The organism is Chitinophaga sedimenti (genome assembly GCF_023156195.1).
GTDB classification, from domain to species: domain Bacteria; phylum Bacteroidota; class Bacteroidia; order Chitinophagales; family Chitinophagaceae; genus Chitinophaga; species Chitinophaga sedimenti.
The window spans coordinates 2,811,380-2,837,682 of the sequence record NZ_JAKUKA010000001.1 but is presented as its reverse complement, the minus strand read 5'-3'; the positions used below and the strand labels follow the sequence as shown (position 1 = coordinate 2,837,682).

The window sequence follows — 26,303 nt, the reverse complement described above, 5'->3', positions numbered from 1 at the left end:
TCTTTCAAAGCGTTTTTATGCAGAAATTATCATTCCGACTCATCGCCTTACTCGCGCTGCTGCCCTTGTTCATAGGCAGTTGCGGGGAGAAGGAGTTATATAATGATATTACGGACGGCGACAAAACAAAGCCGGACGTGGTGTCCAACATCAAGACCGACGACTTTCCCGGCGGATCTATCATTACCTATACGTTGCCGAAGGCCTCGAACCTGTTGTATGTACAGGCCGAGTACCGCATCAACGACCGGGTGGTACGCAAGGCTAAATCTTCCTACTATTCCGATACCATTACCGTGGAAGGATTTGAAAAGGAAGGCGAGTACGAAGTAACCCTCTGGAGTGTGACCCGCGCCAATGTGCAGTCGGAGCCCGTTACGGTGAAAGTGCATCCTAAAGAACCGCCCTACATCACCGCGTTTGCGACCGTGCAGATCCAGCGTGATTTTGGCGGCGCAAATATCGTAGTGACCAATCCTTCTAAAAAAGAGATCGGCGTGATCGTGATTACGGAAGACAGTGTGTCCGGCCGTATGGAACCGATTGAGCAGAACCGCACGAACGAAGAATTTATCAACTTTAGTGTAAGAGGATTTGACACCATGCAACATGTGTTTGGCGTTTACATCACCGATCACTTTGGTAATATTTCCGACACGCAGCTGGTAACGCTGAAGCCGATTTATGAAACGCTGGTGCCGAAGAATAAGTTCTCCGAATACCGCTTGCCTTCCGATGCCCCGCTGGGCGCTACGGGCCTGGGCTGGAACACCACGCGTTTGTGGGACAACAACACCAATGATCCGGGCTGGCACACCGAAGCCGGCAGCGGTAAGGTGTTACAGATTTGTACGTTCGACATGGGTGTGTCTACTAAACTAAGCCGCTACAAATTGTGGGAAAGGGGCGAGGCTTACGGTAACGACTACTCGTTTGGCCACGGCAACCCTAAAACCTGGACGCTGTGGGGCTCTAACGCAGCCGCGCCACAGGATGCCAACCTGCCGGTAAACTCTAATCCCGGCGATGTGGTAGGCGACTGGACGAACCTGGGCAACTTTGATTGTCCGCCACCAAGGTCGGGTAATCCACCGGGACAAACCACCGCGGTAGACCTGGAACAGGTGAAGGCGGGTTTTGAATTCAATATTCCATTAACGGCGCCCAAGGTGCGCTTTATTCGCCTGGCCGTAAAACAGACCTGGGGCGGCGGCGATATTGCGCATGTGATGGAGCTTTCTTTCTGGGGCGATACCAATTAATCCACAACAAAACGTAAACACATGAAACTTAATATAACAAGGTTGTTGATGGTGCTTGGGTGCGGCCTGTTGCTGTATGCCTGTGACAAGGACGCCGATAAATACCGCGATTACCTCAACGGTAAAGAGATCATTTATCCCGGGCTGCCGGGCAGTTTACACACGGCCCCGGGCAACTACCGCGTGCGTTTAAGCTGGAAGCCCGGTCCTGACCCGTCGGTTGCGAAATACCGGGTGTTCTGGAACAACGGCCGCGATTCTGTAGAAGTGTCTACTGCCGGACATACAAAAGGCGACACGATTGAAGTATTGGTGCCTAACCTGGTGGAATACACGTACTCCTTTACTATTTATGCTTACGACGAAAAGGGCAACCGCTCTGTTCCCATGGAAGCCGGTAACATCAAGGTATATGGCGATAACTACCGCCAGGGCCTTACGAACCGCTTCATCGTGTCGAGTAAACCTTACGAGCTGGTGAACAACGGTATCCGTTTATTCTTCGAGGAAGCCGATACGATCAATACCGGTACGCGCATCCGTTACACGCATACCGACGGTTCTACACGGTTTTCCTTGTTGCCCGCTGCTTCCGGTGATATTGTGCTGGATGGTTACAAGTCCGGCACAAAAATCTACTATCGTTCGTCGTACATCCCGGTGGCTAATGCTATCGATACGTTCAGCGTAACGAAAGGGGAGGATTCACTGACGAACATCCTGGCGCCGGTGGATAAGAGCCTGTTCTCGATCACCCGTTTGCCCAACGATGCCAATCCCTATGGCAGCAATACGGATGTTAACAGGCTGTGGGACGGCTCCGTAGGCCCGCAGGATTACCCGAACATCTGGCACAGTAACGGCGACAGGGCATTGCCCCATCACTTTACGTTCGATATGGGCGCATCGTATGCTGGTCTTGCAGAAATGGAAGTAACGGGACGTGTGGGATATCATAACCCGGTACAGTTCGAGATCTGGGGTATTAATGACCTTACGGGAGCGGTAACGACGTTGCCGGGCAATGATACCGGCTGGTCGGCTGAAGCTACCGCTAAGGGCTGGAAATTACTGAAATCGGTGACGCGGCCTGATAATGGGGTCGCACCGTATAAAGTGGCGTTTGATGATGGGTTGCCGGCGGTACGATATATCCGGGTGAGAGTGATACGAGTGGCCAGTAACGATGGGTTCTATAGTAATTTGAGTGAGATATCGTTTTGGAGGAAATAAATAGTTTTATTTAGGTTGATATGGGGGCTGTCTCTTTTTGAGACGGCCCCTTTTTTTAAGTAGGTAGTTGAAATATGATTTATTGTCTGTCCGCAGCGAATTGTCAGCCAGATTGTAAAACATCAGCTGCATAAAAACCGGTAGATTTCTTCAATATTCATCATACTCATTAGAAAAGAGAAAACAACCGGGAGAAACTTTAATTATGATAGTTAAATAAATGCCGTAGTTTTACGGGATATTTGAGTATAAGGCGTAGCTCCTCTCGTTAATAGAGCTTATGCTGTTTCCCGCAATATTTTTTTACCTGTGCAGCCTGGCACGCCGTACTATTCAATCACAAGGTCCAACGAGAAGTAAACAATGACAGTTGGAAGATTCAATTTCTGAAATACCATAGCCTATCAGTGATGTCGAGAGATGGAATCGGCAGATTAGTCCTATTACCATAGTTGCATTTCAACGTCATTAATTGGCCACGTAACTGCCCGATTGGTAGGGGAATCCCTCTATATGTATTATTTCCATGATAAAGAAAGCCCTGTTCTTTATTTGGATTTTCATTCTGTAAACATTCACTATTGAATCAGAAAAACGACATAGCGTTCAGCTCGAACCTCAATTTATATTTACAGCAAAATGCACAGGCCGATACCCTAGGGGAAATTGTCGCTGAATTAAGGCTGGTGATAAAGGCTTATAGAAAAATGTTCCCGGAGTTGTGGGAAAGTGACAGGCGTGATGCCATGCTGAAAGCTTTTTCCTTATCGATGGCTTTATAGAGGAATTGATAAAGGATGTGGCGGTCACCTGCAAAAAGGGCTGCAGTTTTTGTTGCCACATGGATATAGATATAACTTCAACCGAAGCCCAGCTCATCAAGGAGTACATGGCGGTGAATGCGATAGGGATTGATGCCGGATATTTGGAAGCGCAGCTTTCCTTAAGCAAAGTAGATCGGCCCCTATCTCAAACGCATTCCGCCTGTGTGTTTTTAAAAGGCGAAAATTGTCTCATTTACCCGGTAAGGCCCATAGCATGTCGCAAACATCTCATGAACTCGGCCGCAGTGTTCTGTGATCAGAAATTAATGGTAGGCTCCGGCGTTGGTAAAACGCAGGTGTTAAGCCCGGATATAGAAGCATTGCATTCGGCAATTGAAGATGCACTGAAGGAAGAGTCCGGACGTATGGCCGGAATTCTTCTCAGGGAGTTGGATATTGTCTGATTGTATGTAGTAGAAACGCTGCCAATAGGCAGCACGTTCATCATTAGGTATTAACCACAAGGGCGGCATTCATGTCGCCTTTTTTTTATTCATTACATCTTAACACCAAAAGAATAACCTACCAGGGCAGAAAGTACCATGGCAATCGTTCCCCAGATAGTGATGCGGATAATTGCTTTCCCCATATTTGATCCACCTGTTTTTGCCGAGATGGCGCCCAGTATCATCAGGAAAATGATGGTAAATCCATAGAGCCAGTACTCCATACCTTTGACGGGTGAAAACAGAACGACTAAAAGGGGCAGGATGCCGCCGACCGTAAATGACGCACCGGAAGCCAAAGCTGCCTGAATAGGATGGGCCTGGCTGATTTCGTTAATGCCCAGCTCATCCCGTACGTGTGTGCCAAGCGCGTCCTTTTCAGTTAGTTCAATGGCTACCTGCATCGCCGTTTCCTTTTTTAGTCCGCGTTTTTCATAGATCTGTGCCAACATATTCAATTCTTCGTCGGGCATTTCTGCAAGTTCTTTTTCTCCCTTTCAATATCTGCTTTTTCAATATCGGTTTGGGAACTTACTGAAACATATTCTCCGGCAGCCATTGATAAAGCCCCCGCCACAAGCCCTGCGACAGTTGTCAGGATGATAGGGGCTCTCATGGTGCCCGCAGTGGCAACGCCTATAGCAAGGCTCGATATGGATATAATACCGTCGTTGGCGCCCAGCACTGCGGCTCTCAGCCAATTGCTGCGGTGAATGTAATGACTATCCAGATAATTGTCTATTGTTATCATGGCATGTTATTTCGAGATTCGTAATAAGGCGTAGTTTATCTTGCTATTACTCCACAGGCAATACGATATGGGTAATGCGCATGGGACGATCGCTGTTGAGTTGCAGCATGGGCTAAGGTCTGTTTTTTTGCCGGATCAGCAAATACGGGGCTGGAAAAGCTTGGTAACAAGCTATTCCGCACTTTTTCGCTTCCTTGTCACCTTTTTCCGCATCGCCGGAAACTGTTGTTCCCACATACGTGCGTATGCACCGTCCAGCGTTAGTAATTCATCATGCAATCCTTCTTCCAGTATTTTGCCCTGGTGCATGACAACGATCTTATCCGCGTTCATGACGGTACTTAAACGGTGTGCGATAATTAACACGGTTTTCCCGGCTTCGCGCAATTCCGCTACCGCTTCCTGGATGCTTACTTCCGACAGGGAGTCCAGCGATGAAGTAGCTTCGTCCAGGATCAGCACTTCCGGATCCCGGTACAGCGCCCGCGCAATGGCCGTGCGTTGCCGTTGTCCGCCCGATAGGTTGGCACCGTTTTCACCGAGCCAGGCGTCGAACCCGTTGGGCAAACTTTCAATAAAATTCAGAATGCCCAGTTTGCGGCAAATGGCTACTACCTTTTTACATCGGGTGTATAATCGCCGATGGCGATGTGTTTCCATAACTGTTCCCGCGAATAGGTCGATCTTTTGCGGCACAACGCTTACGAGCGTGCGAAGACTGTTGATGTCGACGTATTTCAGGTCAAGGCCATTAATGGTGATGTTGCCGGCCTGCAAAGGGTAGATGTTTTGCAAAAGTGACAGCAGGGTAGTTTTCCCGGAGCCGCTTTCGCCTACAATAGCAGTAATCTTTCCACGGGGAATCTGCAGGTCGAGCCCGTCGAATACCGTTACACGTGTCCCATAGCGGAAATGGACGCCCCGCAGTTCAATGTCGCCCATCATATCGCGGGTGAGCACGGTGGTGTTCGGCGGCGTTTCAGTATCCAGGTCCATGATTTCGAACAGCCGGTCTGCTGCAATAAGCGCATCCTGCATCACTTTATTCATACCGATAAGACTTACAACCGGACCGGTAAAATAGCCCATCAATGCGTAAAATGATAACAGCTCGCCAGCTGTAAGCGAGTTGTCGAGTACAAAGCTGGAACCTACCCATAGCAGTACGATCGTAAACAAACCTGAAATAATAGATGTGCCGCTGCCCGTGAGCAGTGCGTTGCTGCCCGATCTGTATACACTGTGCAACAACTTTACAAACTTTCCTTCCGTTTTCACATTTGCATAATCTTCCAGTCCGAATCGTTTAATCGTGCCGATGGCCTGCACCGATTCAACGAGCTGGGCCTCCAGCTCCGCGGTATTTTCCATTAATTTTCGTTGCGTACGCCGGTTTAACTTGTTGGATATATAATAAGCCACGCCATACAAAGGCACTACGGTCAGCATGATCAGCGCAAGTTTCCAGTAGGCGGTGAACATGAGTGCGAAGGAAAAGAATAAGATGAAAATGTTTACGGCGAGATTAATCAGCACATCGTTTACGAACATCCGGATTTTCACGGCATCGTTCATGCGCGAAATGATTTCGCCCACGCGCATGCTGTCGAAAAAGGACTGTGGCAGTTTCAGCAGGTGTTTGTAATAGCCCAGGATCAGGCGTGCATCGATCTGCTGGCCGGTTTTAATGGTAAGTATCGTTTTGGTATAGTTAATAAATATCTGTGCGAGTACTATAAAAATCATCAGGATGCTCATCAGGTTGAGCAGGTTGCGGTTGCCATCCGGCAATACATAGTCGATTATTTTTTGCAGGTAAATGGAGGTGCAAAGTCCCAGCACGGTGTATACCATAGCGCCTAGTACAATCTGTACCAGCATGCCTTTATGCGGTTGCAGAAGGGCCATGAACCTTTCTGTTACCGATACTTTTTCGTTTCCTGGCTGAAAATCCGCAGCAGGCGCCAGCAACAGCGCTACGCCTGTCCACATTTCGCCGATTTTGGCTTTTGACATGGTTTCCAGCGTGCCTTTAGCGGGATCCATGATGCGGACGCCTTCAGGCGTGCTGCCGTATAAAACCACGTAATGCTGAAGTTTTTTATCGATGACCACGTGTAGGATGGCCGGGCAGGGCAGCTCGCCGACGCTTTCCAGGGGCGCGCGGACGGCCTTTGCCGAAAAACCTAATTGAGTGGCGGCTTCAACGAGTCCCAGCAGCGATGTGCCTTTTTTATCGGTAGCGGCGTATTGCCGGATGCGTGCGATCGGTAATTGCAGCCCAAACCAGCCTGCCAGCGAAGCAATGCAGGCGGCGCCGCAATCTGTTATGTCGTGCTGTTTTATGATGTACCTGCGCGCCGAAGGCCGGCCGCGCAACCATGTCCACAAACGGTTTTTATCAACCTGCATCTTTTACAACATTTGGGTTCAGCCAATCATCGGCCTGGTCGTACAGCAGCTGGAACAGCGTGCGCCGCGTTATGAGGAACCGCGCCTGTACGGTCATGCCTTTTTCAAATATCCTTTATAACCATTCTTCAGTGCCATCACGGGATTGTCTATCGCGCACCGCACGCGGAACAAAGGCTGTCCGTCCTGGATCATCACATCTTTTGAAATGTCTGCCACGCGGCCCTGTGCCATGCCCCACAAATTATAATCGTACGCATCTACCTGCATCCGCACCAGCGATCCTTCACGGATGTAACCAATGTCTTTCGGTAATACGTATACGTCGGCGACCAGCCCCGAATCGGGACTCACCTCACCCAGCAACTCGCCGGCCACGACGGAACTTCCGGGCTGAATGCCTTTCAATTGTTGTACGTATCCGTTTGCTGCCGCGCGAACGGTGTATTGTCCTTCCTGTTCTACATATAAAGTTTGCCGCGCCTGTAATTCGCGCAGCTGTATATCTATTGCAGTAAGGTCTGCCTGCCATTTCGTTTGCTGCTGTGCCTTTACAAGCGCTGCCTCGTCTTTTACCGCCTTGTATTCATAATCGTAACGCTCGAACTCCGCTGCCGATATCACCCGGTCCTTGTACAGTGAATTAAATCGTTCGTAGTTTTTGCGCGCGGTGGCTAAACGTGTGGCCGATTCGGCGAGTTTTTGCCGGTATAGCAGCCATTCCTGCCTGTACATCCCCGACTGCAGACCGTTCTGTCGTCCTGCCGTTAATACCTGCAAGTCATGTTGTTGTTGCTGCAGTTCCTGCAATTGTGTGCCCAAAGAAAGGTTTTTATCTTTTACCGCACTGGCGGCGAGTGTTAGCATGGGTTGCCCGATCGTTACATGTTGGTTTTCGCGAATAAACAGCGAATCCACAGTGCCGGCAACCAGGCTGCGGATTTCGGTACGCTCCTGTTCGGGGCGAAGCAACCCGGTACTGCGTACCGTTACATCCACCTTCAGCATAAACAGTAATACGAAAGCCACGAGGAAAACCGTCAGCAATAAGAGGTATAACACACGGCTGCGGGGTTCATATTGCTGTAAGTGCTTTTCTATGGAGGTGTTCACAACGTCGAATGGAAATATCTTGTCTGTAGCGGACATACACGTTTGCATTACAACAAAAGGAAGGGGGACAACAATGTTATCCCCCTTGCAAGTTCAGATGAAATTAGTCTTCGCGTGAAATCGAATCAAAAATTGATCCCAGGCCGAAATTCAGTTTAGTGCTATTGGTGTCACCGTCTTCATCGGTGGTAGTGATGCTTACGTAGCCTTCCAGCATACCTTTGAGCATATTCGAGGAATCGTTACCGCCAAACAGGCCTAACAGGCCACCATTGATTTCCTTCATTTCCTGAAGGCTGAGTTGTTGTAAGTTCATGGTTAAAATTTTACTGGATTAAACAATCTGTGCCTACTCTCTTTTAGGGTTTTCAGCAGTTATCCCTGAACCGGTTCTGTAATAAGTTACGAGGCTGAAAGCTTTATGGATTGCGGGTTTTGAAAAATTACTATTACGAGTAGCGGGGAGAAAAATTGGGTAAACTTATCCTCGGTATCAAAAGCGTGCCACAATGAGCTTTATTATGGAAAACATTTTTGTTGCGTGATTAGTTGTGCATCTTTTTCCATTCTTTACCCTGGTCGTCGTCAATCACGTCAACGATTGTATGAAAAGGGGAAGCGGGACAAGTGCCGCCTCCCCATATGTAAGTATTAAACTGCCCACGGGTCCAATACCACTTTTACGCAGCCGTCTTCTTTTTTCTGGAACATGCTGTAGCCGTCCGCAATTTTAGTCAGCGGCAGGCGGTGCGTGATAATATCGTCCAACACTACTTTGCCTTGTACCACATAGTCCAGCAATTTGTCTATATGCTTTTGCGCCGGCGCCTGGCCGCCTTTGAGAATAATGCCTTTATCGAAGAACTGACCGATGGGAAAGTTATCATACATGGTAGGGTACACACCCAATACCGATACGGTACCGCCGCGGCGTACCGCGCTCATGCAGGCCTCCAGCACTTTAACGGAACCTTTTTCCATATTTACCAGTGCTTTTGCCTTTTCCAGTATGTTACGGTCGGGCTCGAAGCCTACTGCATCGATGCAGGCGTCTGCCCCGCGGCCATGTGTAACAGCCCTTATCTGTTCAATCACGTTTTTACCATCATCTTCCCAAAGGATGGTTTCAGCGCCTGCTGCCAGGCGGGCTTTGTCGAGCCGGTATTGCAGCGTGTCTACCACGATCACGCGGCCAGCGCCGCGAAGCCAGGCGCTTTTGGCTGCCATGATGCCCACCGGCCCCGCTCCGAATATTGCTACCGTTTCTCCGCCGCGGATGTCTGCCCAGTCCACACCGGTATAACCGGTTGGAAAAATGTCGGTTAAAAACAGCACCTGTTCATCGGTGAGATTGTCCGGCACTTTGCGCGGGCCGTAATCAGCGTAAGGCACCCTTACATATTGTGCCTGTCCGCCATCATAACCGCCGTAGAGATCTGTATAGCCGAACAGTGCACCACCTTTCTCCGTCATCAGTCCACCTTCGGGACCGTAGTGTTCCGGGTTGGAGTTTTCACAATGTCCCGGTAAATGATGGTCGCAGAAAAAACAATGTCCGCAGGCGATGGGGAAGGGCACCACTACACGGTCGCCTTTCTTCAAATTGGTGACCGCTTTGCCGGTTTCTTCCACAATGCCCATGAACTCATGACCGAGCACCATGGGCCGGGGCTGCGGAATGCCACCAGAGTAAATGTGCAGGTCGGAACCGCATATCGCCGTCGCTGTTACTTTCAGAATAATATCCCGGTCGTTTTGCAGGATCGGGTCGTCTACCGTATCGCAGGTAATTTTTCCTGCGCCGTGTATCACTGCTGCTTTCATAATTGTAACGTTTTGAGATTATTGTTTGGATGAATCGTTATTAACAGGCTCCTGCTGTTTGCGCATGTTGTTCGCTGCCACGCTGTCGGGCAGCACATTGCTCATGGCTACATTTACTTTGTTTTTGAAGCCGGATACCACCATGTCGTCGCCTTTCATCAACGCTTCGTAACCGTCTTTCGCTACTTTGGCGGCATCGTCCAGTTTGCCCTCCTGTACAATTTTAGCTTCATTCATGTTTGCTTTGTTGAAGAAGTCCGTATCGGTTGCACCTGGCAGGAGTGCAGTGATGGTGACGCCGGTTTCCCGCACTTCGTTGTTGATGGCTTCCGTAAACGATTGTACAAACGCCTTCGTGCCGTGGTAAACCGACTGGTAAGGACCGGGGGCTTTACTGGCAATGGACGAGAGATTGAGGATTTTACCTTCGCCCCGTGTTACCATATCCTTCAGAAAGTGTTTCGTTAAAATCACCAGGCTGGCAATGTTCAGGTTAATGATCGCTAACTCCCTGTTGATGTCGGTTTCGGTGAATTCGCCATACAGGCCCTGCCCGGCATCATTCACCAGTACACCTACTTCAATGCCGCTTTGCCGTACCTGCTCGTACACATCCGTAGCATTTTGCGGATCAAACAGGTCTTTAACAATAATTTTTACATCAATGCCATAACTGCGCAGCTGTGCTGCCGTGGTATTAAGTGTGTCTTCTCTGCGGCCAACGATCACCAGGTTATAGCCGTCTTCGGCGAAAAGTTTCGCCAGTTCATAGCCGATACCGCTGGTGGCGCCGGTGATTACCGCGTAGTTGTTTTGGGTTTTCATGATTTATTGTTTAGGATAAAGGGTGCCAGAATTGTGCCTTTGCGGATCTATAGGAGGAAGCGGGTTATTGCGGGCAGATAATTCTACAAAGGGCAACGGTGTGTATCGTGCTGAGTTCGGATGCTGGAATGTAGAACGGGCGCAGCTTTTGGGTACTTTATTGCAGCGTTTCCTCAGGTTAAATTGTATTGACCGACCGGTGTTGCTGGCGGTATTGGGCAGGCGTCATGCCGGTCACTTTTTTAAATACTTTCGAGAAATGCGGCAGGCTTTCAAATCCTACTTCTTCTGCAATATCCAGGTACGGAGCGCTACTGGTCGCGATAAGGTATTGCGCTCTTTCTATTCTTTTTTCATGCACATAGCTTAGCGGTCGCATCCCTGTATATTGAAGGAATTGACGCGAGAAATAGTCCTGGTTTTGATTTACCCTTGCTGCTAGTTGTGTGATGGTTAACGGCTGTTTTAAATTGATCTGAATGTATGCAATGGTATCCAGCACCTTGGAGGGAATGACCTGCTTATCGGGAAGAACATCTTTTTCGCTGCCTACAAATCTTGAAAGCAACTGGAACAGAATTCCCTGTGTTTCCAGGTACGCAGCATCGTTCTGTAGATTGTTGAGCTCCCCGGTATTCTCTGTAGTACACATCTTTTTCATATACCTTAGGGTTGTCCGATCTGTTAATTCCGCGTCCCGGGTTAATATGCAGTAAGCGTTTGAAATTTGCGATGTCGATGTCTGACGCCGGTATTTTCATCAGCGACCTGTTATTATAGAATAAAGATATGCCGTCCGGCGCCTCTTCAAAGAACTGGATGAAATATTGTCCTAAGTGAGCGGTGCAACTGAGGTTGCATACTGTGAAACTGGGAATGAGGTAGATGAAACCGGCCTCCGGGAGTAATTGATCCTGCGCATTTGATATCCATCCTTCTCCTTCATCAATATAGTACATCCGGTAGTACGGACTAACGACGTTCCTGTAATTCCATTTTGTATTAAGTTGAACATGGTCTACGTGGAGCAAGGAGAAAGCATGCTTTAAAAGTCTTCTACTCATGCGTATAAAATTAATGAATATCCCGACTCAGTTGTAGCGATAGGTGAGGTCTACGGCATTTTTTAAAAGAGGAAGTCGGATTCAGATAAAATAAAGTCTTATTTGGATATTTGACGCGTTACGAACAAGATCGTAAAGAAGCGGCATAATATCGAGCTGATCCCGGTAGGTCGGATTTGCGCAAAACAAAGTCTTATTTATAGTGGTTAAAGTAGGCTGTTGACGTTACTTTTGATTCGTCCGGCGGAAGCGCTGTAACTGACATTTAATTCTATTCTGCTATACCGCAGATTGCATCCAAACATTCTTCATCTAAATCCACGTCAGCATTAACTTATGAAAAGGTACACACTGGCGCTTGATCTTGTAGACGATCCTGCGTTAATCGAAGAATATGAAATATGGCACAAGGAAAATGGCTGGCCCGAAGTGCGTAAGAGTATATCAGAAGCCGGTATCGAGAATATGGAAATTTATCGTACCGGGAATCGTTTGTTCATGATTATGGAAACTGAAGAAAGTTTTTCTTTTGAACGCAAGTCCGATATGGATGCTATAAATCCAAAGGTACAGGAATGGGAGCGCTTAATGTGGAAGTTTCAGCAGCCGCTTCCGTGGGCCGGCGAAGGGCAGAAATGGGTGCTGATGAACAGGATTTTTCAGTTAAATGAAATGAAATAATCGCATACATTAATAAAGCAACTGGATCATTGTTGCATATGTAATCACTTCACTATTTCGCATAGTCGGATTTAGGTAAAATAAAGTCTTAATCATACTTTCGGGTAAGAAAATACGTCCGTACTTTTGATGTATGCTGCCGGAAATACATATCCGGCGGGCAGTTCAGGTCAACTAAAACTAAATTCCACTTTTATGAAGATATCCTTCATATGCCTTTGCTTGTAAGGCACTATTCAGTATTTCCTTCTTTTATGTAATGTACTAATGGTCACCAGCCCTTCCACCGGTGTCCTATCTATCACTTATTGCAAAAATGCTACAAATGCGTTTATCAAATCCCTTATGGCCTTTTTTGAGGCCGCCTCGGAATTTATTCCCTTGTTTTATCATGATGCTGATTTGCCTTTGGACGCAGAAAGCGCATTCGCAGGCTTCGCCAAAAATCACGGGTACGGTGGTAGACAGCACCACCGGTGAAAAGCTGCCGAACGTAACGATTGCCATTGTAGGAACTTTGCAGGGTTTAAGTTCCAATGCCGAGGGCTTTTTTGAATTGGACATTTCGAGAGAGTCCGTTGCACTGCAGTTTTCGATGGTGGGGTACGTGTCAAAAATATTGACGGTTAAAAAAGGTACACCAGTCGTGGTGCGGCTGGCGGTTTCGGCGAATGAGCTGGACGAGGTGGCCATCGTAGCCTTTGGACGGCAGAAGAAGTCGAGCATGGTAAGTGCTATCACTACTATTGATCCGAAAGATTTAAAAGTGCCCTCCAGTAACCTGACGACAGCGCTGGCGGGCCGGTTGGCAGGGGTAATTGCCTATCAGCGCACCGGGGAGCCGGGGCAGGACAATGCCTCGTTTTTCATACGTGGGGTCACCACTTTCGGGTATAAGAAAGATCCATTGATTATGATGGATGGTGTGGAAGTATCTGCGACCGACCTCGCCCGCATGCAGCCGGATGATATTGCCAGCTTCTCCATTATGCGCGATGCCACCGCGACGGCACTATATGGCGCAAGAGGCGCTAATGGTGTTATCCTGGTAACCACAAAGTCCGGTAAAGAAGGACCGGTAAATATATCTGTGCGGTTCGAGAACAGCACCTCTTCCAATACTAAAAATGTACAACTGGCAGATCCGATCACCTACATGAGATTGGAAAATGAAGCGGTGCTCACGCGTAACCGCCTGGGGGTACTGCCATACTCGCAGAATAAAATCGATAATACGATTGCGGGCACCAATCCGTACATCTACCCTGCTAATGACTGGATGGAACAGCTGCTGAAGAAAAGTACCACCAACCAGCGTCTGAACTTCAATGCCAGCGGCGGTGGCAAGGTGGCGCGTTATTACATCGCGGGTACTTATAACCAGGATAATGGCATTCTGCAGGTAGAGAAATTAAACAACTTTAACAGTAATATCAAGCTCAAAACCTACCAGCTGCGCTCCAATGTGAACATCAATATGACGAAGTCTACAGAAGTAATTGTCCGGCTGACGGGTACCTTCGATGACTATCGCGGTCCGATCGACGGGGGAGCGGTGTTTATGCAAAAATTATGCGTGCTAATCCGGTGCTGTTTCCTGCAGTATATCCCTCCGAAATTATGCCACGGGTAAAACATCCGTTGTTTGGTAACGCAGATGGCAACCTCCTGATCAATCCTTATGCAGATATGGTGAAGGGCTATAAAGATTATGCCCGGTCTAACATGAACGCACAGGTTGAAGCTAAACAGGACCTTGCGTTCCTGGCAAAGGGACTGTCTGCGCGCATCCTGTTCAATACTTCCCGTTATTCCTATTTTGATGTTAACCGTGCGTACAATCCTTTCTTTTATGCGCCGGGGTATTACGACAAGCAGGGGAATACCTACACTTTAAAACTGCTTAATGAGAATTCGGCTACGGAATATCTGAATTATTCTGAAGGACTTAAAGAAATTAATACGACGGCCTACCTGGAGGGAGCTGTTAACTACGCAGCCAAGATCAATAAACTGCATGACGTTACCGGTTTGCTCGTGTATATGCGCCGCAACCAGTTGTTCGCCAACCAGGGGTCATTACAGAAATCGCTGCCTTACAGGAACCAGGGCGTATCCGGCCGTTTCACCTACGGTTACGATGATCGTTACCTGGCTGAATTCAACTTTGGTTATAATGGGTCGGAACGCTTTTATAAATCGGAACGGTACGGCTTTTTCCCCGCCGCGGGTGTAGGGTATTTTATCTCCAATGAAGATTTCTGGAAGCCCCTGCGCAAGTCGATCAGCAAGTTGAAGTTTAAGGCTACCTATGGTCTTGTAGGTAACGATGCGATCGGCAGTGCAGACGACCGGTTCTTTTATTTGTCGGAGGTGAACATGAACGACGTTGGCAGAGGTTATACGTTCGGCGAGAACTTCAATTACAACCGGCCTGGTATTACCGTAACACGCTATAACAACGAAGATATCACCTGGGAACGCGCCAAATCACTGACCGTGGGTATGGAGCTGGGATTATACAATGACTTCACGTTAAACGTAGACTACTTTTCGCAAGACAGGGATAATATCCTGATGAGCCGTTCTTTTATCCCTTCCTCTATGGGGCTTTCGGCGGATGTGCGGGCGAATCTTGGCCAGGCGGTATCGAACGGGGTGGAAATACAGGCCAGCTACAGCCGCAATTTTTCATCCGGCGTATGGCTGCAGGCCAATGGCAACTTTACCTATGCAAAAAGCAAATTTACAAGATACGAGGAGCCCGAGTATAACGAAGCCTACAAATCCAGGATCGGTCGTTCTATTAACCAGATTTACGGTTTTGTTGCAGAACGTTTGTTCGTTGATGAGCACGAGGTCGCCAACTCTCCCCGCCAGAACTACGGCGAATATATGGCCGGCGACCTGAAGTACCGCGACGTGAACGGCGACGGACAGATCACGGACCTCGACATTGTTCCCATCGGTTATCCTACGGTACCCGAAATCATCTATGGTTTTGGTTTTTCCACGGGATATAAAGGGTTCGACTTTTCCATGTTTTTCCAGGGATCGGCCCGATCGTCTTTCTGGATCGATGCGAATGCTACTTCGCCGTTCGTGAACCAGAATGCGCTGTTGAAAGCATACGCGGATAATCACTGGTCGGAAGACAATAACGATCTGTATGCGTTATGGCCGAGACTTAGCACGACGATCATTTCCAATAATACGCAGTGGAATACCTGGTTTATGAGAAATGGCGCTTTCCTGAGGATGAAGAATATCGAATTAGGGTACTCTTTGCCAAAAAAACTGGCTTCCCGCGCGCGCATCAATTCCGCCAGGCTTTATGTAAGCGGTGTGAATATGCTCACTTTCAGTGCATTTAAACTCTGGGATGTGGAGATGGGTGGAAACGGCCTGGGATATCCCATACAGAAAGTGTTTAACGCGGGCATATTGTTGGGCTTCTAAACTTAAAGAAATGATCAGAAATATAGTATTTGCTTTGATATTGGCTGGCGCGGTGGCCTCGTGTAAAAACGACTACCTCGATATTGTACCGGACAACGTGGCAACGATAGAAAACGCATTCGCGAACAGGAATGAGGCGGAAAAGTACCTCTTTACCTGCTATTCGTTCCTGCCACAGGACAATGATATTTATGAAAACCCGGCGATGCTGGGTGGTGACGAAATGTGGACGTACTGGCCGATCACCAACCTGAGTCGTTTGCCCGTAGAACCCCAGAACATTGCAAGAGGCAACCAGGGAAAGGTGGATCCAAAGTTAAATTTCTGGGATGGTGCGGTGTCTGGCAAGCCCCTTTTCCGGGGCATCCGCGAGTGTAATATATTCCTGGATAATGTTGATAAGGTGATAGACCTGGATCCCTCTATGAAAGAGCGTTGGATCAGTGAGGTGAAATTCCTGAAGGCGTATTACCATTTTTACCTGTTCAGAATGTACGGCCCCATCCCGGTAATTGATGTAAATCTTCCGATAGATGCCACTACAGAACAGGTGAGGGTGCGCCGCCAGCATGTTGACTCGGTGGTGAATTATATGGTGAACCTGCTGGATGTGGCGGCAGAAGGCTTGCCATTGGAGATCCAGAACCGCGCTTCCGAACTGGGCCGGATTACCAAACCGATTGCACTGGCGCTGAAGGCAAAAGTGCTGGTGACTGCCGCAAGCCCCCTCTACAATGGCGATGCTGATTTTTCTGCATTAAAAGACAAGCAGAATAATACTTTGTTTCCAACCACGGCCAGCAGCCAGAAATGGATGCGTGCAGCCGTAGCTTGCCAGGCGGCCATCGAAGCCTGTAACAGGGCCAATATACGTCTCTACACGTTCGATAACATACTTGTGAATGTAAACGACTCTATACGGCGCGAAATGAGCATCCGTAACAGTGTTTCAGAAAGATGGAACAGTGAGATCATCTGGGGCGGCACAATGGGCGGATCGGGTATTCAGCAGCAGGCGTTACCGCGTTTGGACGCGGCAAGACCGGGTAATGAGCAAACGTACGGCCAGATTGCCCCTACCATGAAAATGGCCGAGATATTCTATAGCGACAAAGGAGTGCCCATCAGCGAAGATGTTACCTGGAACTTCGGTGACCGCTATGCATTGAGAACGGCGACCGCTGCGGAAAAGAACTATGTGCAGGAAGGGTATACCACTATTGGCCTGCATTTTAACAGGGAACCGCGGTTTTATGCCAATATAGCCTTCGATGGTGGTTTGTGGTACATGCAGAATGGCACCTGGAAAGTACAGGCGAAATCAGGACAGCTGCAGTCGCGCAAAGCGGCCTTCGGCTACTCAATTACGGGTTATTTTCCTAAAAAATTGGCCAACTGGAAATTCGTGATACAGGACGGACAATCGTACTCCCTGGAGCAATACGCGTGGCCGGTTATCCGCCTGGCGGACCTCTATTTGCTATATGCTGAGGCGCTTAATGAAAGCGCCGGACCATCTGCCGACGCCTATTTTTATATTAACGAGGTGAGGAAACGCGCCGGGTTGAAATCGGTAGAGGAATCCCGGGTCTTCCTATTCCAGTAATCCCACCAAATACACCACTAAAGAAGGGCTGCGTTCGATTATTCACACGGAAAGAGCTATAGAGCTGGCGTTTGAGGGTAGCCGCTTCTGGGACCTGCGGCGCTGGAAAAAAGCAGCGGAGGTGATGAATGCGCCCATTTATGGCTGGGATATAGAGCAGTCGGACGCCACCGCATACTACCGTAAAAAGTTGCTGTTCAACCAGCGGTTTGTGGCACCGAGAGATTACTTCTGGCCCATACGGGAATACGACCTGATCGTTAATCCCAATCTCGTACAAAACATTGGCTGGTAACAATTACTTCAAAAAAGATTTGTATGAAACGATATATAAAAATGACGTCCTGGGCGCTATTGGCAGCAGCTTTTTTTGGCTGCGAACGCGAACAGCTTAAACCGCTGGAATCCGCTGGCGGCAGTCCTGCCCCTGTGAGTAACGTGACGTACGAAAGTCTGCCCGGCGCGGTAAAAATGACGTATTCCCTTCCTGCAGATAAGGACCTGCTGTATGTACAGGCTGTTTATACGAACAAATACGGGAAAGAGGTATCAGTAAAGGCTTCTTACTACACTAATTCAATAACGGTGGAGGGCTTCGCAGATACGGCAAAGTATAAAATGAAGCTATATGCGGTTAATCGCAGCGAAAACAAGTCTGCGGCATCGGAGATTGAAGTAAAGGCGAATACGCCGCCCGTGTATGATGCTTTTAAAACCGTGCAGCTCAAAGAAGATTTCGGGGGCGTAAATATCCATTACAATAACCCTTCGGAAGCCGATCTGGCGGTAGTCGTTTGTTACAAAGATTCTACAGGAGCGTTTGTGCTGTATGAAACCTTTTACTCCAAACAGAAAGAAGGGAATTTTACTTCGCGGGGTTTTCCGTCCGAACAAACTGAGTTTGCGGTTTACTTAAGAGACAGGTGGGATAACCGCACGGATACGGTGTTTCAGACCATGACGCCCATTTTCGAAAAAGAACTTGACAAATCGAAGTTCCGCGCGGTAGTGCTGCCGACGGATATTGCTGTAGGCTGGGGGCTCCCCATACCGAACTTGTGGAACGGCAAAATAGCCGCCGAAGGAGAAATGTGGCATTCTGCAGATGGCGCCATGCCCATGCATGTTAGTTTCGACCTGGGCGTAACGGCCAAGTTAAGTCGTTTTGTATTGTGGCAGCGCCGGGGTGTGTGGATCTACAATCACGGTAATCCGCGGCATTATGAAGTATGGGGTTCTGTAAACCCACCGTCCGACGGCAGCTGGAACAACTGGGAAAAGCTGGTGGAGTGTACTTCCGTGAAGCCTTCGGGCCAGCCAACGGGGATGAACACTACAGAGGACGTGGAAGCTGCAGCACGGGGCGAGGAGTTCAACATTCCGCTCACCGCGCCGAAAGTACGGTACATCCGCGTAAAAGTACTGGATACCTGGATTGGCAAAGGCGGGCAGGCTGCTCATATTTCTGAAATGACTTTTTATGGCAACGATAAATAATACACATGAAGCCAAACAATAACAGGATTTTATTCCTCTTTTTCACTGCCGTGGCATTGTTCTCTGCCTGCACTAAGATGGATGACTATCGCGACAAATTCACCGACGGACGGGAGAAGTTATATACCGGAAAGGCCGATTCCGTAAAAGTGTTCCCTGGTAAGAACAGGGTTTTGCTGCAATGGTTGTACATAGCGGACCCGAAAGTGAGCAATGCAAAAGTTTACTGGAATAATCGCAGAGATTCCACCGCTGTAGTCGTTAAGCGCACAACAGGTGTGGATACCATTAAACTGTACATCAATAACCTGGTAGAGGGAAACTATAATTTTGAGATTATTTCCTATGATGCGGATGGCAACGCCTCTGTGACGGTAATGCGGTCTGGTGAGGTATTCGGCGATACTTACCAGGCAGGGCTCTTAAACCGGCTGGTGAAAACGGCGGAAATAAAAAGCGGAAATGCCGAAATCAGCTGGTATAGTGCAGACCAGGAGGCATTGTTTACAGAATTGCGATATACCAATAACGCCGGCGCGCAAATTAAACGAATAATAAATGCTATCAGCGATACTTCTTTGCTGGCCGACTATAAAACTGGTTCCCGCTTTGAATACAGAACATTATACCTGCCGGATTCCGCTTCCATAGATACGTTTTACACTGCCTGGCAGCAAAAAGGCGTAACGGCGGACATTACTTCGCTGTACCTGAAAAATGCAGGTTTTCCTTTTAACGCTGCGGTAATGGCCAATGGTCGTTTTGGTACCCTTGCCGATTGGACGACCAACGCCGCTGCAAAGAATATCAGCGGGCAGGGCGGTTTCGATAATTATCCCGGTTATGGTACCACTGGCTTTCGAATACTGGGGTACGCCAGCCATTAACAACGGTAAAATTTACCAGACGGTAACATTGCCCGCCGGTAAGTACAAGCTGCAGGCGTCGGTAGAAAGTATTGCCTACGATCTCCCGGCAACCTACCTGGTTGCCGCAGCTGGTACGACTATCCCTGATGCTGCTGCATACGAACAAAGCCTTGGTTTTGGGAAGTTTACCAACGGTAGCCTGAACAACAAAACGCTTGATGCAAATTTTACGCTTACAGCAGAAACTGTGGTGTCGATGGGGGTAGTGGCGAACATGGTATCGGGTAACCAGAATTTAAGAGTAAAGGAATAAAACTTTATAGTATCGCTGACTAGTATCGGTGGTACAACGCTGGCCGCAACTGGCGATCTGTTCTGATCGCTTTGCGGTCTGCAGTTTTTACGCCTGTTAAATGCTCAATTAGTGCTATAGGCACTATTTGGTTGACAATTTGTAATCGTATATTGACTCCGCATACATGTCTATGTTTGTGGTTTTCATGCAGCATTAGCAGCAGTGTCAGGATAGGGGTGTAAGTCATTGATCAAAAATGCCGTCTTCTTTTACGGGAAGGCGGCATTTTTTTTTTCAAAAAAGCCCCGGGAGATCCCGGGCATGCTTTCAGTTACAAGTTTCAAAAAGTTTTGGTGTATGAATGCATTAATAAAAACGGAGCCTCCGGTTACAGAAACTCCGCGAATCATGGCTGGTTTTTGGTCTTTATTTTTTTACTGCGGCGGTAACAGACTGATGTAGAAAATATGCTAAATTGCTGCCGTATTATTTCCATACTAAGTTCAATAATGATTTTTAAATTCCACAGTGTCGGCCAATAAACCGTAAAATATTCGGTCAATTCGCCAAAATGTTATCTTTTTTACGATGCTGGCTGCCATGTGGGGGAGTAGTCCCGAATATCTTCCGGATGCCAGTTTAAACCATACTAACAATGCAAGACATAGATCAAACAGACATAGCGATTCTCCGGTTGCTGCAACAGGATGCTGAACTAACCAATAAGGAGATTTCCTTCAAACTTCATAAGTCGGTAGCCACCATTCACGAACGGGTCCGGCGACTGAAAGAACAGGGGTATATTAAACGTATTGTCGCCATCGTTGACCGGAAGAAGATTAACAAGGGCCTGATCGCCTTTAGCCATGTGCTGCTGAAGGATCACTCGGCGGCTACGCTGAGCCGGTTTGAGGAGGAAGTAGTGAAGTTTCCTGAAGTGATGGAGTGTTTCCAGATGACGGGTACCTTCGATTTTATTTTACGAATAGCGACAACAGATATGGACTTATCACATACTGTATCGTAAGCTGGCAACGTTGCCGGATATTACGACGGTGCAGAGTTTCTTTGTGTTGTCGGAGGCGAAGAGTGATACGGCGTATCCGATTTAATAAACGCTACTACACGTGGGTTAAATGTAATTGAGCATAATAAATGCGATCAGCACGATGATCGCGATCAGCGCGGTGATGAACAAGTAATCGGCGATCAGTTCCAGCTTACTTTCCCAGCGCGTGCCGCTTAGCCGGATCGAGAAAAAGAGAGCAGGGATGATATGGCCAGGAAAAGTGCCGTGCCGGATGCTGCCTCATCGATGTAGGTGATAGCTGCTTTATTGGTAACATGCAGGGCCGTGATGACGAATAAGCAAAAGCCCAACAGGTTGGTAGAGGTGCTTAATATATGCGGAGATGTACGTTTGTCTGTCATATGCTGTCAGGAATTTAGAATGATGTCCCGTTTACGCAGGTGTTGCCGGGAAATCTTATAGCATAAATTTAGGGTATTGTGATGAAAGAACCTTTATCTTAAAGTACGCTTTAACGAGTGCCGGCAAACATTTCAGCTTGCTGTTCCGTCCGGCGCATACTTTCATAAGCGTCATTGACAGACCTCCACGGACCTTCACCCAACCATCACCCAACCACCACTGAACCATCCAATCTACCCATATCCCGTTACCCGATCGTACAACTTTCCACGTTGACACAAAATGACTTTTTCAACCGAAAGTGATATGGCGAAGCGCATTTTCGCCCCGCATCTTTGCGATAAATTGACTCTTTTTGCGACAAAATGATACGGGCAAACGCAAATTTGACCCCCATCTTTGTATAAAACATCGCTTATGATCCAGCAAGGTTTTAACGCCATCTCCAGTGGTGCCAGCGGCCAGTTCGGTAAGCAGGTCGTTGTGTATTACCGCTATGGCAAACAGATTATTGCGAAGGCTCCGCGCAAGCGTCCCGGCAGGGGCACGGATGCCCAGGAGCGCACGAAAGCGAACTTCCGGGGTGGTGCGTTATGGTCAGCAAAAGTGCGGAAATCGGCTTTGTTGCATGCTACTTATAAGGCAGGCCTCCATGGCTCACTGAACGTACACAACCTGGCCATCGCCGACTTTCTGCAAGCGCCCGTGATCCATGGTGTGGAGATCGGCGACAGCGGTATCGTCGTAATGGCTACGGATAATTTCAAAGTGGCCATGGTAACGGTGCGTTTGTACAGCCGCAACGGTGAACTGGTGGAGAAGGGCGCGGCGGTACAGGAAGACGATGAGCGGTGGTTGTTTGTGCCTGGTAAGAAGCAGTTGGATGGCTGTCGTGTGGTTGTTTCGGTGAAAGATCTGCCCGGCAATGAAACGGTAAGGGAAATGGTGATGGAAGGTGAAAGTGTGATGTATCCACCCGCCGTTAACGCGATGGTCGTTAGCGATAACATCGCTGACGACCATCGGCATCATCCAGTGTAAGGAAAAAGACCGGATGATTAAATCGCATCCAACTACAAGCTGGCATTACCGTCGGAAGATGATGTAAAGGCTGTGTTGGAGCAGGATGTACGTTCACGAAAAGATTCCTGAACGTACTGAAGTTAGTTCTTTGACATATTGGTTAAAATAGGTAGGGCGTTGTCTTTCTATTTTATATACAGAGGGGAGCCGCTAGTCCCGGTCTTCGGCCGCCCTTTAGGATTGGTGTTATTTTTTAACCTGTCCGGTTAAATAAAAAAGCCCGCAAGCAGTGCTGCGGGCCTTCGCTATTAATATGCCGGTGTTTTTAATCGGACCGATTCAGGCTTCACCATCTTCAATACTTGCTCCAGTATCTCCTGCGCCGCATTGATTTCTTCTTTTTTGATAGAGATGCTTTCAATATTGAATCCCACCGGGATTCCTTTTGCGCCCGCATACTCCATGATCTCTTTTGCGATATTGATGGAAGTCTGCACCGACGCCTCGAGTATATCTTTCGAGTTTTTCAGGTCGTTGTACAGCCACTTCGGCACTTCAATGCCCAGCCATTCCATGAACTGCAGGGTTTTCAGGGAACCGCAGGGGGTAAGGGTGAATATGAGCGGCGCGAGTGCGCCCTCGTTTTCGTAATGGTAGTCCGATAACAGGTTTTTGGTATCGTTAATGTTGTATACACACTGCGACACAAAAAGCTGCAGCCGTTCTTCATCTTGTCAAAGATGCGCCGGTGTTCATCACCTTTCTTCGTATGCCGCTCCGGGATGGTAACGCCGCCGAGCAGTAAATCCGGGTGCCTGTCCTTACGCAGCTGATAGGCATCGGCCAGCGAAAAGTTCGTGCTCTCCACCTGTTGCTTCGACGAGGCGCCTACAAACACCATGTACTCCAGGTCTTCGTTCTGCTGCAACCAGTTCCCGAAAGACTCGCGCGTTTGGTTCGCAATGCTTTTATAGATGATCTTCGGCGCCGGCAGGTCTGCCAGCGAAATGCGGCCGTAATGCTCCGGCGCCAGGGTAGGGATGAACGAAAACGGGCGCTCCTTATCGGTACGCATGGATTCGTCCTGGATGTCGTACAAAATCAAACCGTCGATCGCGAGGTGTTGCAGCCTGCCTACCTGCGCTTCCGCGATGGTAACTATTTTAGTGGCCTCTGTAGTGATTTTCGGTGGGGTCAGACTGTAAAAAACAAGCCCCGGTTGTGCCGACTGTATTTTATGTTTAAGGGTATCTGCCATGTTGGTTTTTGCCTTTGACCGCTATTTGAGGCCAAAACAGGGGCAAGATTAGGCAAATCCGCAGAAATAGTCAAGGATTAGTTAGTAAGGCGGTTAACCGCTCATAGAATAATCCTACGTGGTACCCGTCCATCAGGGCATGGTGCACATGTACCGATACGGGCATCATTTTACGGCCCTGCTGGTCTTTTATCTTCCCGAAGGATATCTTTGGGCAGCTGTCTGCAAAGGAAAAGGCCCGGGCGTGCGACAGCCCCGTAAAGCTCAGCCAGGGCAGTGCGCTGCAATGCAACACGTTTTCGCCGGAAACAGCAGGGGCCAGCCCTTTGCTGCCGCGTACGCGGTGGATTTCCCGGTTGCCGGCTTCCTCGAACAGGCCGAAGTCTTCGTGGTAGTCGATATAAGCAAAGCCGAAACTGCCGTCCGGCCGGTTGATCGTGGGCGAAGCATGCACCACATCGTATACCCATACCTGCCCGTCGTTGATCCGGTAACGGAAAGGCTCAATGGCGTTGGCCGCCTTCAGGGTGGCATGCAGGTAGGTCAGGAAAAAGGAACCCTGGCCACCCTGCGCCCGTTGATAGGCGCCGGTGCAGTCCACATCGGCGCATACGCCGAAAAAGGGCTCTTCAAATTGCCTGAAAAAATGGAAGTGCTCTTTACGTGCCCAGTTGTCGATATCCAGTAATTGTTTCATTGTTTTACCTTTAATGTGCGGCAAAACTAGGCCGCAGTACAACGAAAAACGGGACATTTGTCCCACCCAGGCATTATGTTACGTACCAATCCCGATTTCTCCGCCTATATGGCGCAATTACCCGGCCACCGCCTCCTGAGCCGCTCCTGGTCGCCCGGCGAGGCCATCGTGCGGCAGGGCGCCGGCATTCAGCAGGTGTATGTGATCCGCGAAGGCATCACCAAGTGTTACATGCGGGAGGATAACGGGAAGGACTATATCTTCGAATTTCTAGGCCCCGGTGAAATTACTGGTGAGCTGGAAGCGATCCGAAACGCTCCCTGCATTTGCACTATTGAAGCCATTACTCCCGTTACCGCCTGGACGATGCCCCATTCGGACTTCAACGCGCTGCTGGCCAGTGATGCCAGCCTGAACCGGCTGGTGATGGGCGAATTGGCTACGCGGCTCGTGCAAACCTGCGTCCGCACATCTTATCAGCAGGTGTACCCGCTGGAGTACGGGCTGCTTCGCTTTCTTATGTTACAGGAAGCGCAACAGGTATTTTTTTCCAAGCAGGATATGGCGGCCTATCTCGGCATCACCGTTCGCAGCTTTAATCGTACCCTGCAACAACTGCGGGCGAAAAAGGTCATTGCAGTAGACGGGCTCCAGCTGGATCTTACCCGCAACGAACTGGACGCCCTGCTGCGGCGGTTCGGGGATTAAGGTGAATCTTCCTTACCTTTGCTTTGAAATATATAAGGGAGATGCAGATACAGACTGAAACCATCCGCCAGTACTACGAACGCGTAGGCCACCCCGTGCCGGCCGACCTGCTTGCAGGCAACAGCCACTTCAATGTGCGCCGCCGCACGTACATTCCCCGCAAAACGCCGTATAACCGCCGCGACTACTATAAGATATGCCTCGGTGTAGGGCAAATGGTGCATAGTACCAGCAAAAGGCAGGTGGTGATCGAGCAACCCGCCATTATATTTTCCTGCCCCTCGCTGCCGGTGGAGTTCCGGCATTGTCGGAAGAGCAGTCGGGGTTCAGTTGCATTTTTAATGATGCGTTTTTGCTGAACGGTCTTCGCCAGGAAATCCGTTATGAAAGTCCGTTGTTCAACGATACGCTCGAATCTGTATTTCTGCTGGACGAAGCGGGGGTAGAAAGATTTTCCAGGTATTTTCTGGAGATGGAAGAACTGATGGCCAGTGACTATCCGCATAAATACGATATGATCCGCAACCTGCTGTTCGCGTTGATCCATGATGGTATCCGGCTGCGCGGGCCCCTGGAAGAAAAGCATTACCAGGGATCGGACCGGCTGGTAACAAAGTTCTTTCACCTGATGGACCAGCAGTTCCCCGTCGATTCGCCGGAGAGCCCCTTGAAAATGATGACGCCGGCCGATTATGCGGCCCGGTTGAACGTACATGTGAACTACCTGAACGCCGTCATCAAAAAGGCACGGGAAAAACAACCCGCGAAATGATCCACGAACGGATTATCGCGGAGGCCAAGGTACTGTTGCTCAATACCGACTGGGATGTGGCCGAAATCGCTTACGCCCCGGGCTTTGAATATCCATCGCACTTCAATAAATACTTCCGGCAGTATGCCAGCAATACCCCGTTGCTTTTCCGGGAAACTGCCCGCACGGGGTCGCTTGTCAATATTTGATTTTTATAAGGATCACTTTGTTTCGTCTTACAACGGAAAGGGGAGCGGTGTCTAATTTTGTGGT

Annotated in this window: 26 protein-coding genes and 2 pseudogenes; 17 read left to right on the top strand and 11 right to left on the bottom strand. The window is 48.8% G+C overall.

Going from position 1 to position 26,303, the window contains the following annotated elements; translation table 11 throughout:
• Positions 1 to 17 precede the first annotated feature (17 nt).
• The 4 genes from MKQ70_RS16155 (at position 18) to MKQ70_RS16140 (ending at position 3,723) form a co-directional block, all read left to right on the top strand.
• Positions 18 to 1,262 (top strand): DUF5000 domain-containing lipoprotein, encoded by a 1,245-nt coding sequence (locus MKQ70_RS16155; protein ID WP_248072481.1) that lies wholly within the window; start codon positions 18 to 20, stop codon positions 1,260 to 1,262.
• A gap of 21 nt (positions 1,263 to 1,283) precedes the next feature.
• On the top strand, positions 1,284 to 2,495 hold the full coding sequence (locus MKQ70_RS16150; RefSeq protein WP_248072480.1) for a DUF4998 domain-containing protein: 1,212 nt from the start codon (positions 1,284 to 1,286) through the stop codon (positions 2,493 to 2,495).
• A 581-nt stretch (positions 2,496 to 3,076) separates the two neighbouring features.
• Positions 3,077 to 3,277 (top strand): hypothetical protein, encoded by a 201-nt coding sequence (locus MKQ70_RS16145; protein ID WP_248072479.1) that lies wholly within the window; start codon positions 3,077 to 3,079, stop codon positions 3,275 to 3,277.
• Positions 3,278 to 3,282: 5 nt separating this feature from the next.
• Complete coding sequence (locus tag MKQ70_RS16140; RefSeq protein WP_248072478.1) at positions 3,283 to 3,723, top strand: YkgJ family cysteine cluster protein; 441 nt, start codon at positions 3,283 to 3,285, stop codon at positions 3,721 to 3,723.
• Positions 3,724 to 3,815: 92 nt separating this feature from the next.
• Here the strand turns inward: MKQ70_RS16140 and MKQ70_RS16135 are convergent.
• The 7 genes and pseudogenes from MKQ70_RS16135 to MKQ70_RS16105 form a co-directional block, all read right to left on the bottom strand.
• Positions 3,816 to 4,516, bottom strand: a pseudogene (locus tag MKQ70_RS16135) (VIT1/CCC1 transporter family protein).
• Positions 4,517 to 4,687: 171 nt separating this feature from the next.
• Positions 4,688 to 6,928, bottom strand: coding sequence for a peptidase domain-containing ABC transporter (locus MKQ70_RS16130; RefSeq protein ID WP_248072477.1), 2,241 nt, complete (start codon positions 6,926 to 6,928; stop codon positions 4,688 to 4,690).
• Between the two features lie 93 nt (positions 6,929 to 7,021).
• Positions 7,022 to 8,077, bottom strand: coding sequence for an HlyD family secretion protein (locus tag MKQ70_RS16125; protein ID WP_248072476.1), 1,056 nt, complete (start codon positions 8,075 to 8,077; stop codon positions 7,022 to 7,024).
• A gap of 67 nt (positions 8,078 to 8,144) precedes the next feature.
• Positions 8,145 to 8,357 (bottom strand): hypothetical protein, encoded by a 213-nt coding sequence (locus MKQ70_RS16120; RefSeq protein WP_248072475.1) that lies wholly within the window; start codon positions 8,355 to 8,357, stop codon positions 8,145 to 8,147.
• Between the two features lie 335 nt (positions 8,358 to 8,692).
• Positions 8,693 to 9,865, bottom strand: coding sequence for a zinc-dependent alcohol dehydrogenase (locus MKQ70_RS16115; protein WP_248072474.1), 1,173 nt, complete (start codon positions 9,863 to 9,865; stop codon positions 8,693 to 8,695).
• Between the two features lie 18 nt (positions 9,866 to 9,883).
• Positions 9,884 to 10,690, bottom strand: a complete 807-nt coding sequence (locus MKQ70_RS16110; RefSeq protein WP_248072473.1) for an SDR family NAD(P)-dependent oxidoreductase — start codon at positions 10,688 to 10,690, stop codon at positions 9,884 to 9,886.
• A gap of 178 nt (positions 10,691 to 10,868) precedes the next feature.
• On the bottom strand, positions 10,869 to 11,351 hold the full coding sequence (locus MKQ70_RS16105; protein WP_248072472.1) for a helix-turn-helix domain-containing protein: 483 nt from the start codon (positions 11,349 to 11,351) through the stop codon (positions 10,869 to 10,871).
• A 739-nt stretch (positions 11,352 to 12,090) separates the two neighbouring features.
• Between MKQ70_RS16105 and MKQ70_RS16100 the strand changes: the two genes are divergently transcribed.
• The 8 genes and pseudogenes from MKQ70_RS16100 (at position 12,091) to MKQ70_RS16070 (ending at position 21,188) form a co-directional block, all read left to right on the top strand.
• A complete protein-coding gene (locus MKQ70_RS16100) occupies positions 12,091 to 12,435 on the top strand; it encodes an L-rhamnose mutarotase (RefSeq protein ID WP_248072471.1) in 345 nt (114 codons plus the stop codon).
• 316 nt (positions 12,436 to 12,751) lie between these two features.
• Positions 12,752 to 15,894, top strand: a pseudogene (locus tag MKQ70_RS42295) (SusC/RagA family TonB-linked outer membrane protein).
• A gap of 10 nt (positions 15,895 to 15,904) precedes the next feature.
• Positions 15,905 to 17,500, top strand: a complete 1,596-nt coding sequence (locus MKQ70_RS16085; protein ID WP_282456557.1) for a RagB/SusD family nutrient uptake outer membrane protein — start codon at positions 15,905 to 15,907, stop codon at positions 17,498 to 17,500.
• Between the two features lie 28 nt (positions 17,501 to 17,528).
• Positions 17,529 to 17,795, top strand: a complete 267-nt coding sequence (locus MKQ70_RS38620; RefSeq protein ID WP_282457368.1) for a RagB/SusD family nutrient uptake outer membrane protein — start codon at positions 17,529 to 17,531, stop codon at positions 17,793 to 17,795.
• A 23-nt stretch (positions 17,796 to 17,818) separates the two neighbouring features.
• Positions 17,819 to 18,997 (top strand): DUF5000 domain-containing lipoprotein, encoded by a 1,179-nt coding sequence (locus MKQ70_RS16080; protein ID WP_248072468.1) that lies wholly within the window; start codon positions 17,819 to 17,821, stop codon positions 18,995 to 18,997.
• 5 nt (positions 18,998 to 19,002) lie between these two features.
• Complete coding sequence (locus tag MKQ70_RS16075; protein ID WP_282456556.1) at positions 19,003 to 19,884, top strand: DUF4998 domain-containing protein; 882 nt, start codon at positions 19,003 to 19,005, stop codon at positions 19,882 to 19,884.
• Positions 19,841 to 20,179, top strand: coding sequence for a DUF5013 domain-containing protein (locus MKQ70_RS38615; RefSeq protein WP_282456555.1), 339 nt, complete (start codon positions 19,841 to 19,843; stop codon positions 20,177 to 20,179). Before MKQ70_RS16075 ends, MKQ70_RS38615 begins: the two co-directional genes overlap by 44 nt.
• Positions 20,180 to 20,816: 637 nt before the next feature.
• Positions 20,817 to 21,188 carry an Lrp/AsnC family transcriptional regulator gene (locus MKQ70_RS16070; RefSeq protein WP_248072467.1) on the top strand — a complete coding sequence of 124 codons (372 nt, stop codon included), beginning with the start codon at positions 20,817 to 20,819 and terminating at the stop codon, positions 21,186 to 21,188.
• 215 nt (positions 21,189 to 21,403) lie between these two features.
• On the opposite strand, the gene MKQ70_RS16065 is transcribed toward MKQ70_RS16070, so the two are convergent.
• Positions 21,404 to 21,592 (bottom strand): hypothetical protein, encoded by a 189-nt coding sequence (locus tag MKQ70_RS16065; protein WP_248072466.1) that lies wholly within the window; start codon positions 21,590 to 21,592, stop codon positions 21,404 to 21,406.
• A 418-nt stretch (positions 21,593 to 22,010) separates the two neighbouring features.
• Between MKQ70_RS16065 and MKQ70_RS16060 the strand changes: the two genes are divergently transcribed.
• Positions 22,011 to 22,634, top strand: a complete 624-nt coding sequence (locus tag MKQ70_RS16060) for a hypothetical protein (RefSeq protein WP_248072465.1) — start codon at positions 22,011 to 22,013, stop codon at positions 22,632 to 22,634.
• Between the two features lie 290 nt (positions 22,635 to 22,924).
• Here the strand turns inward: MKQ70_RS16060 and MKQ70_RS16055 are convergent, their stop codons facing one another.
• The 3 genes from MKQ70_RS16055 to MKQ70_RS16045 all read right to left on the bottom strand — a co-directional run bounded on the left by MKQ70_RS16055 (position 22,925) and on the right by MKQ70_RS16045 (position 24,571).
• Complete coding sequence (locus tag MKQ70_RS16055; protein WP_248072464.1) at positions 22,925 to 23,191, bottom strand: hypothetical protein; 267 nt, start codon at positions 23,189 to 23,191, stop codon at positions 22,925 to 22,927.
• Between the two features lie 14 nt (positions 23,192 to 23,205).
• Positions 23,206 to 23,874, bottom strand: a complete 669-nt coding sequence (locus MKQ70_RS16050) for a hypothetical protein (RefSeq protein WP_248072463.1) — start codon at positions 23,872 to 23,874, stop codon at positions 23,206 to 23,208.
• Positions 23,875 to 23,944: 70 nt separating this feature from the next.
• The gene (locus MKQ70_RS16045; RefSeq protein ID WP_248072462.1) at positions 23,945 to 24,571 is read right to left on the bottom strand and encodes a chloramphenicol acetyltransferase; all 627 of its coding nucleotides are present in this window, start codon (positions 24,569 to 24,571) and stop codon (positions 23,945 to 23,947) included.
• Positions 24,572 to 24,628: 57 nt separating this feature from the next.
• Here MKQ70_RS16045 and MKQ70_RS16040 point away from each other — a divergent pair, with 57 nt between their 5' ends.
• Genes MKQ70_RS16040 through MKQ70_RS16025 form a run of 4 tightly spaced genes read left to right on the top strand, consistent with a single transcriptional unit; the run spans position 24,629 to position 26,239 of the window.
• Complete coding sequence (locus tag MKQ70_RS16040) at positions 24,629 to 25,279, top strand: Crp/Fnr family transcriptional regulator (protein WP_248072461.1); 651 nt, start codon at positions 24,629 to 24,631, stop codon at positions 25,277 to 25,279.
• Between the two features lie 41 nt (positions 25,280 to 25,320).
• Complete coding sequence (locus MKQ70_RS16035; RefSeq protein ID WP_248072460.1) at positions 25,321 to 25,638, top strand: hypothetical protein; 318 nt, start codon at positions 25,321 to 25,323, stop codon at positions 25,636 to 25,638.
• A complete protein-coding gene (locus MKQ70_RS16030) occupies positions 25,632 to 26,051 on the top strand; it encodes a hypothetical protein (protein WP_248072459.1) in 420 nt (139 codons plus the stop codon). Before MKQ70_RS16035 ends, MKQ70_RS16030 begins: the two co-directional genes overlap by 7 nt.
• Positions 26,048 to 26,239 carry a helix-turn-helix domain-containing protein gene (locus MKQ70_RS16025; protein WP_248072458.1) on the top strand — a complete coding sequence of 64 codons (192 nt, stop codon included), beginning with the start codon at positions 26,048 to 26,050 and terminating at the stop codon, positions 26,237 to 26,239. Before MKQ70_RS16030 ends, MKQ70_RS16025 begins: the two co-directional genes overlap by 4 nt.
• The last annotated feature ends 64 nt before the right edge of the window (positions 26,240 to 26,303 follow it).

Coding starts and splice junctions, on each gene's coding strand:
- MKQ70_RS16155 (WP_248072481.1), top strand. CDS start 18: ATGCAGAAATTATCATTCCGACTCATCGCCTTACTCGCGCTGCTGCCC.
- MKQ70_RS16150 (WP_248072480.1), top strand. CDS start 1,284: ATGAAACTTAATATAACAAGGTTGTTGATGGTGCTTGGGTGCGGCCTG.
- MKQ70_RS16130 (WP_248072477.1), bottom strand. CDS start 6,928: ATGCAGGTTGATAAAAACCGTTTGTGGACATGGTTGCGCGGCCGGCCT.
- MKQ70_RS16125 (WP_248072476.1), bottom strand. CDS start 8,077: ATGTCCGCTACAGACAAGATATTTCCATTCGACGTTGTGAACACCTCC.
- MKQ70_RS16120 (WP_248072475.1), bottom strand. CDS start 8,357: ATGAACTTACAACAACTCAGCCTTCAGGAAATGAAGGAAATCAATGGT.
- MKQ70_RS16115 (WP_248072474.1), bottom strand. CDS start 9,865: ATGAAAGCAGCAGTGATACACGGCGCAGGAAAAATTACCTGCGATACG.
- MKQ70_RS16110 (WP_248072473.1), bottom strand. CDS start 10,690: ATGAAAACCCAAAACAACTACGCGGTAATCACCGGCGCCACCAGCGGT.
- MKQ70_RS16105 (WP_248072472.1), bottom strand. CDS start 11,351: ATGAAAAAGATGTGTACTACAGAGAATACCGGGGAGCTCAACAATCTA.
- MKQ70_RS16100 (WP_248072471.1), top strand. CDS start 12,091: ATGAAAAGGTACACACTGGCGCTTGATCTTGTAGACGATCCTGCGTTA.
- MKQ70_RS16085 (WP_282456557.1), top strand. CDS start 15,905: ATGATCAGAAATATAGTATTTGCTTTGATATTGGCTGGCGCGGTGGCC.
- MKQ70_RS16080 (WP_248072468.1), top strand. CDS start 17,819: ATGAAACGATATATAAAAATGACGTCCTGGGCGCTATTGGCAGCAGCT.
- MKQ70_RS16075 (WP_282456556.1), top strand. CDS start 19,003: ATGAAGCCAAACAATAACAGGATTTTATTCCTCTTTTTCACTGCCGTG.
- MKQ70_RS38615 (WP_282456555.1), top strand. CDS start 19,841: ATGGTACCACTGGCTTTCGAATACTGGGGTACGCCAGCCATTAACAAC.
- MKQ70_RS16070 (WP_248072467.1), top strand. CDS start 20,817: ATGCAAGACATAGATCAAACAGACATAGCGATTCTCCGGTTGCTGCAA.
- MKQ70_RS16065 (WP_248072466.1), bottom strand. CDS start 21,592: ATGACAGACAAACGTACATCTCCGCATATATTAAGCACCTCTACCAAC.
- MKQ70_RS16060 (WP_248072465.1), top strand. CDS start 22,011: ATGATCCAGCAAGGTTTTAACGCCATCTCCAGTGGTGCCAGCGGCCAG.
- MKQ70_RS16055 (WP_248072464.1), bottom strand. CDS start 23,191: ATGGAATGGCTGGGCATTGAAGTGCCGAAGTGGCTGTACAACGACCTG.
- MKQ70_RS16050 (WP_248072463.1), bottom strand. CDS start 23,874: ATGGCAGATACCCTTAAACATAAAATACAGTCGGCACAACCGGGGCTT.
- MKQ70_RS16045 (WP_248072462.1), bottom strand. CDS start 24,571: ATGAAACAATTACTGGATATCGACAACTGGGCACGTAAAGAGCACTTC.
- MKQ70_RS16035 (WP_248072460.1), top strand. CDS start 25,321: ATGCAGATACAGACTGAAACCATCCGCCAGTACTACGAACGCGTAGGC.
- MKQ70_RS16025 (WP_248072458.1), top strand. CDS start 26,048: ATGATCCACGAACGGATTATCGCGGAGGCCAAGGTACTGTTGCTCAAT.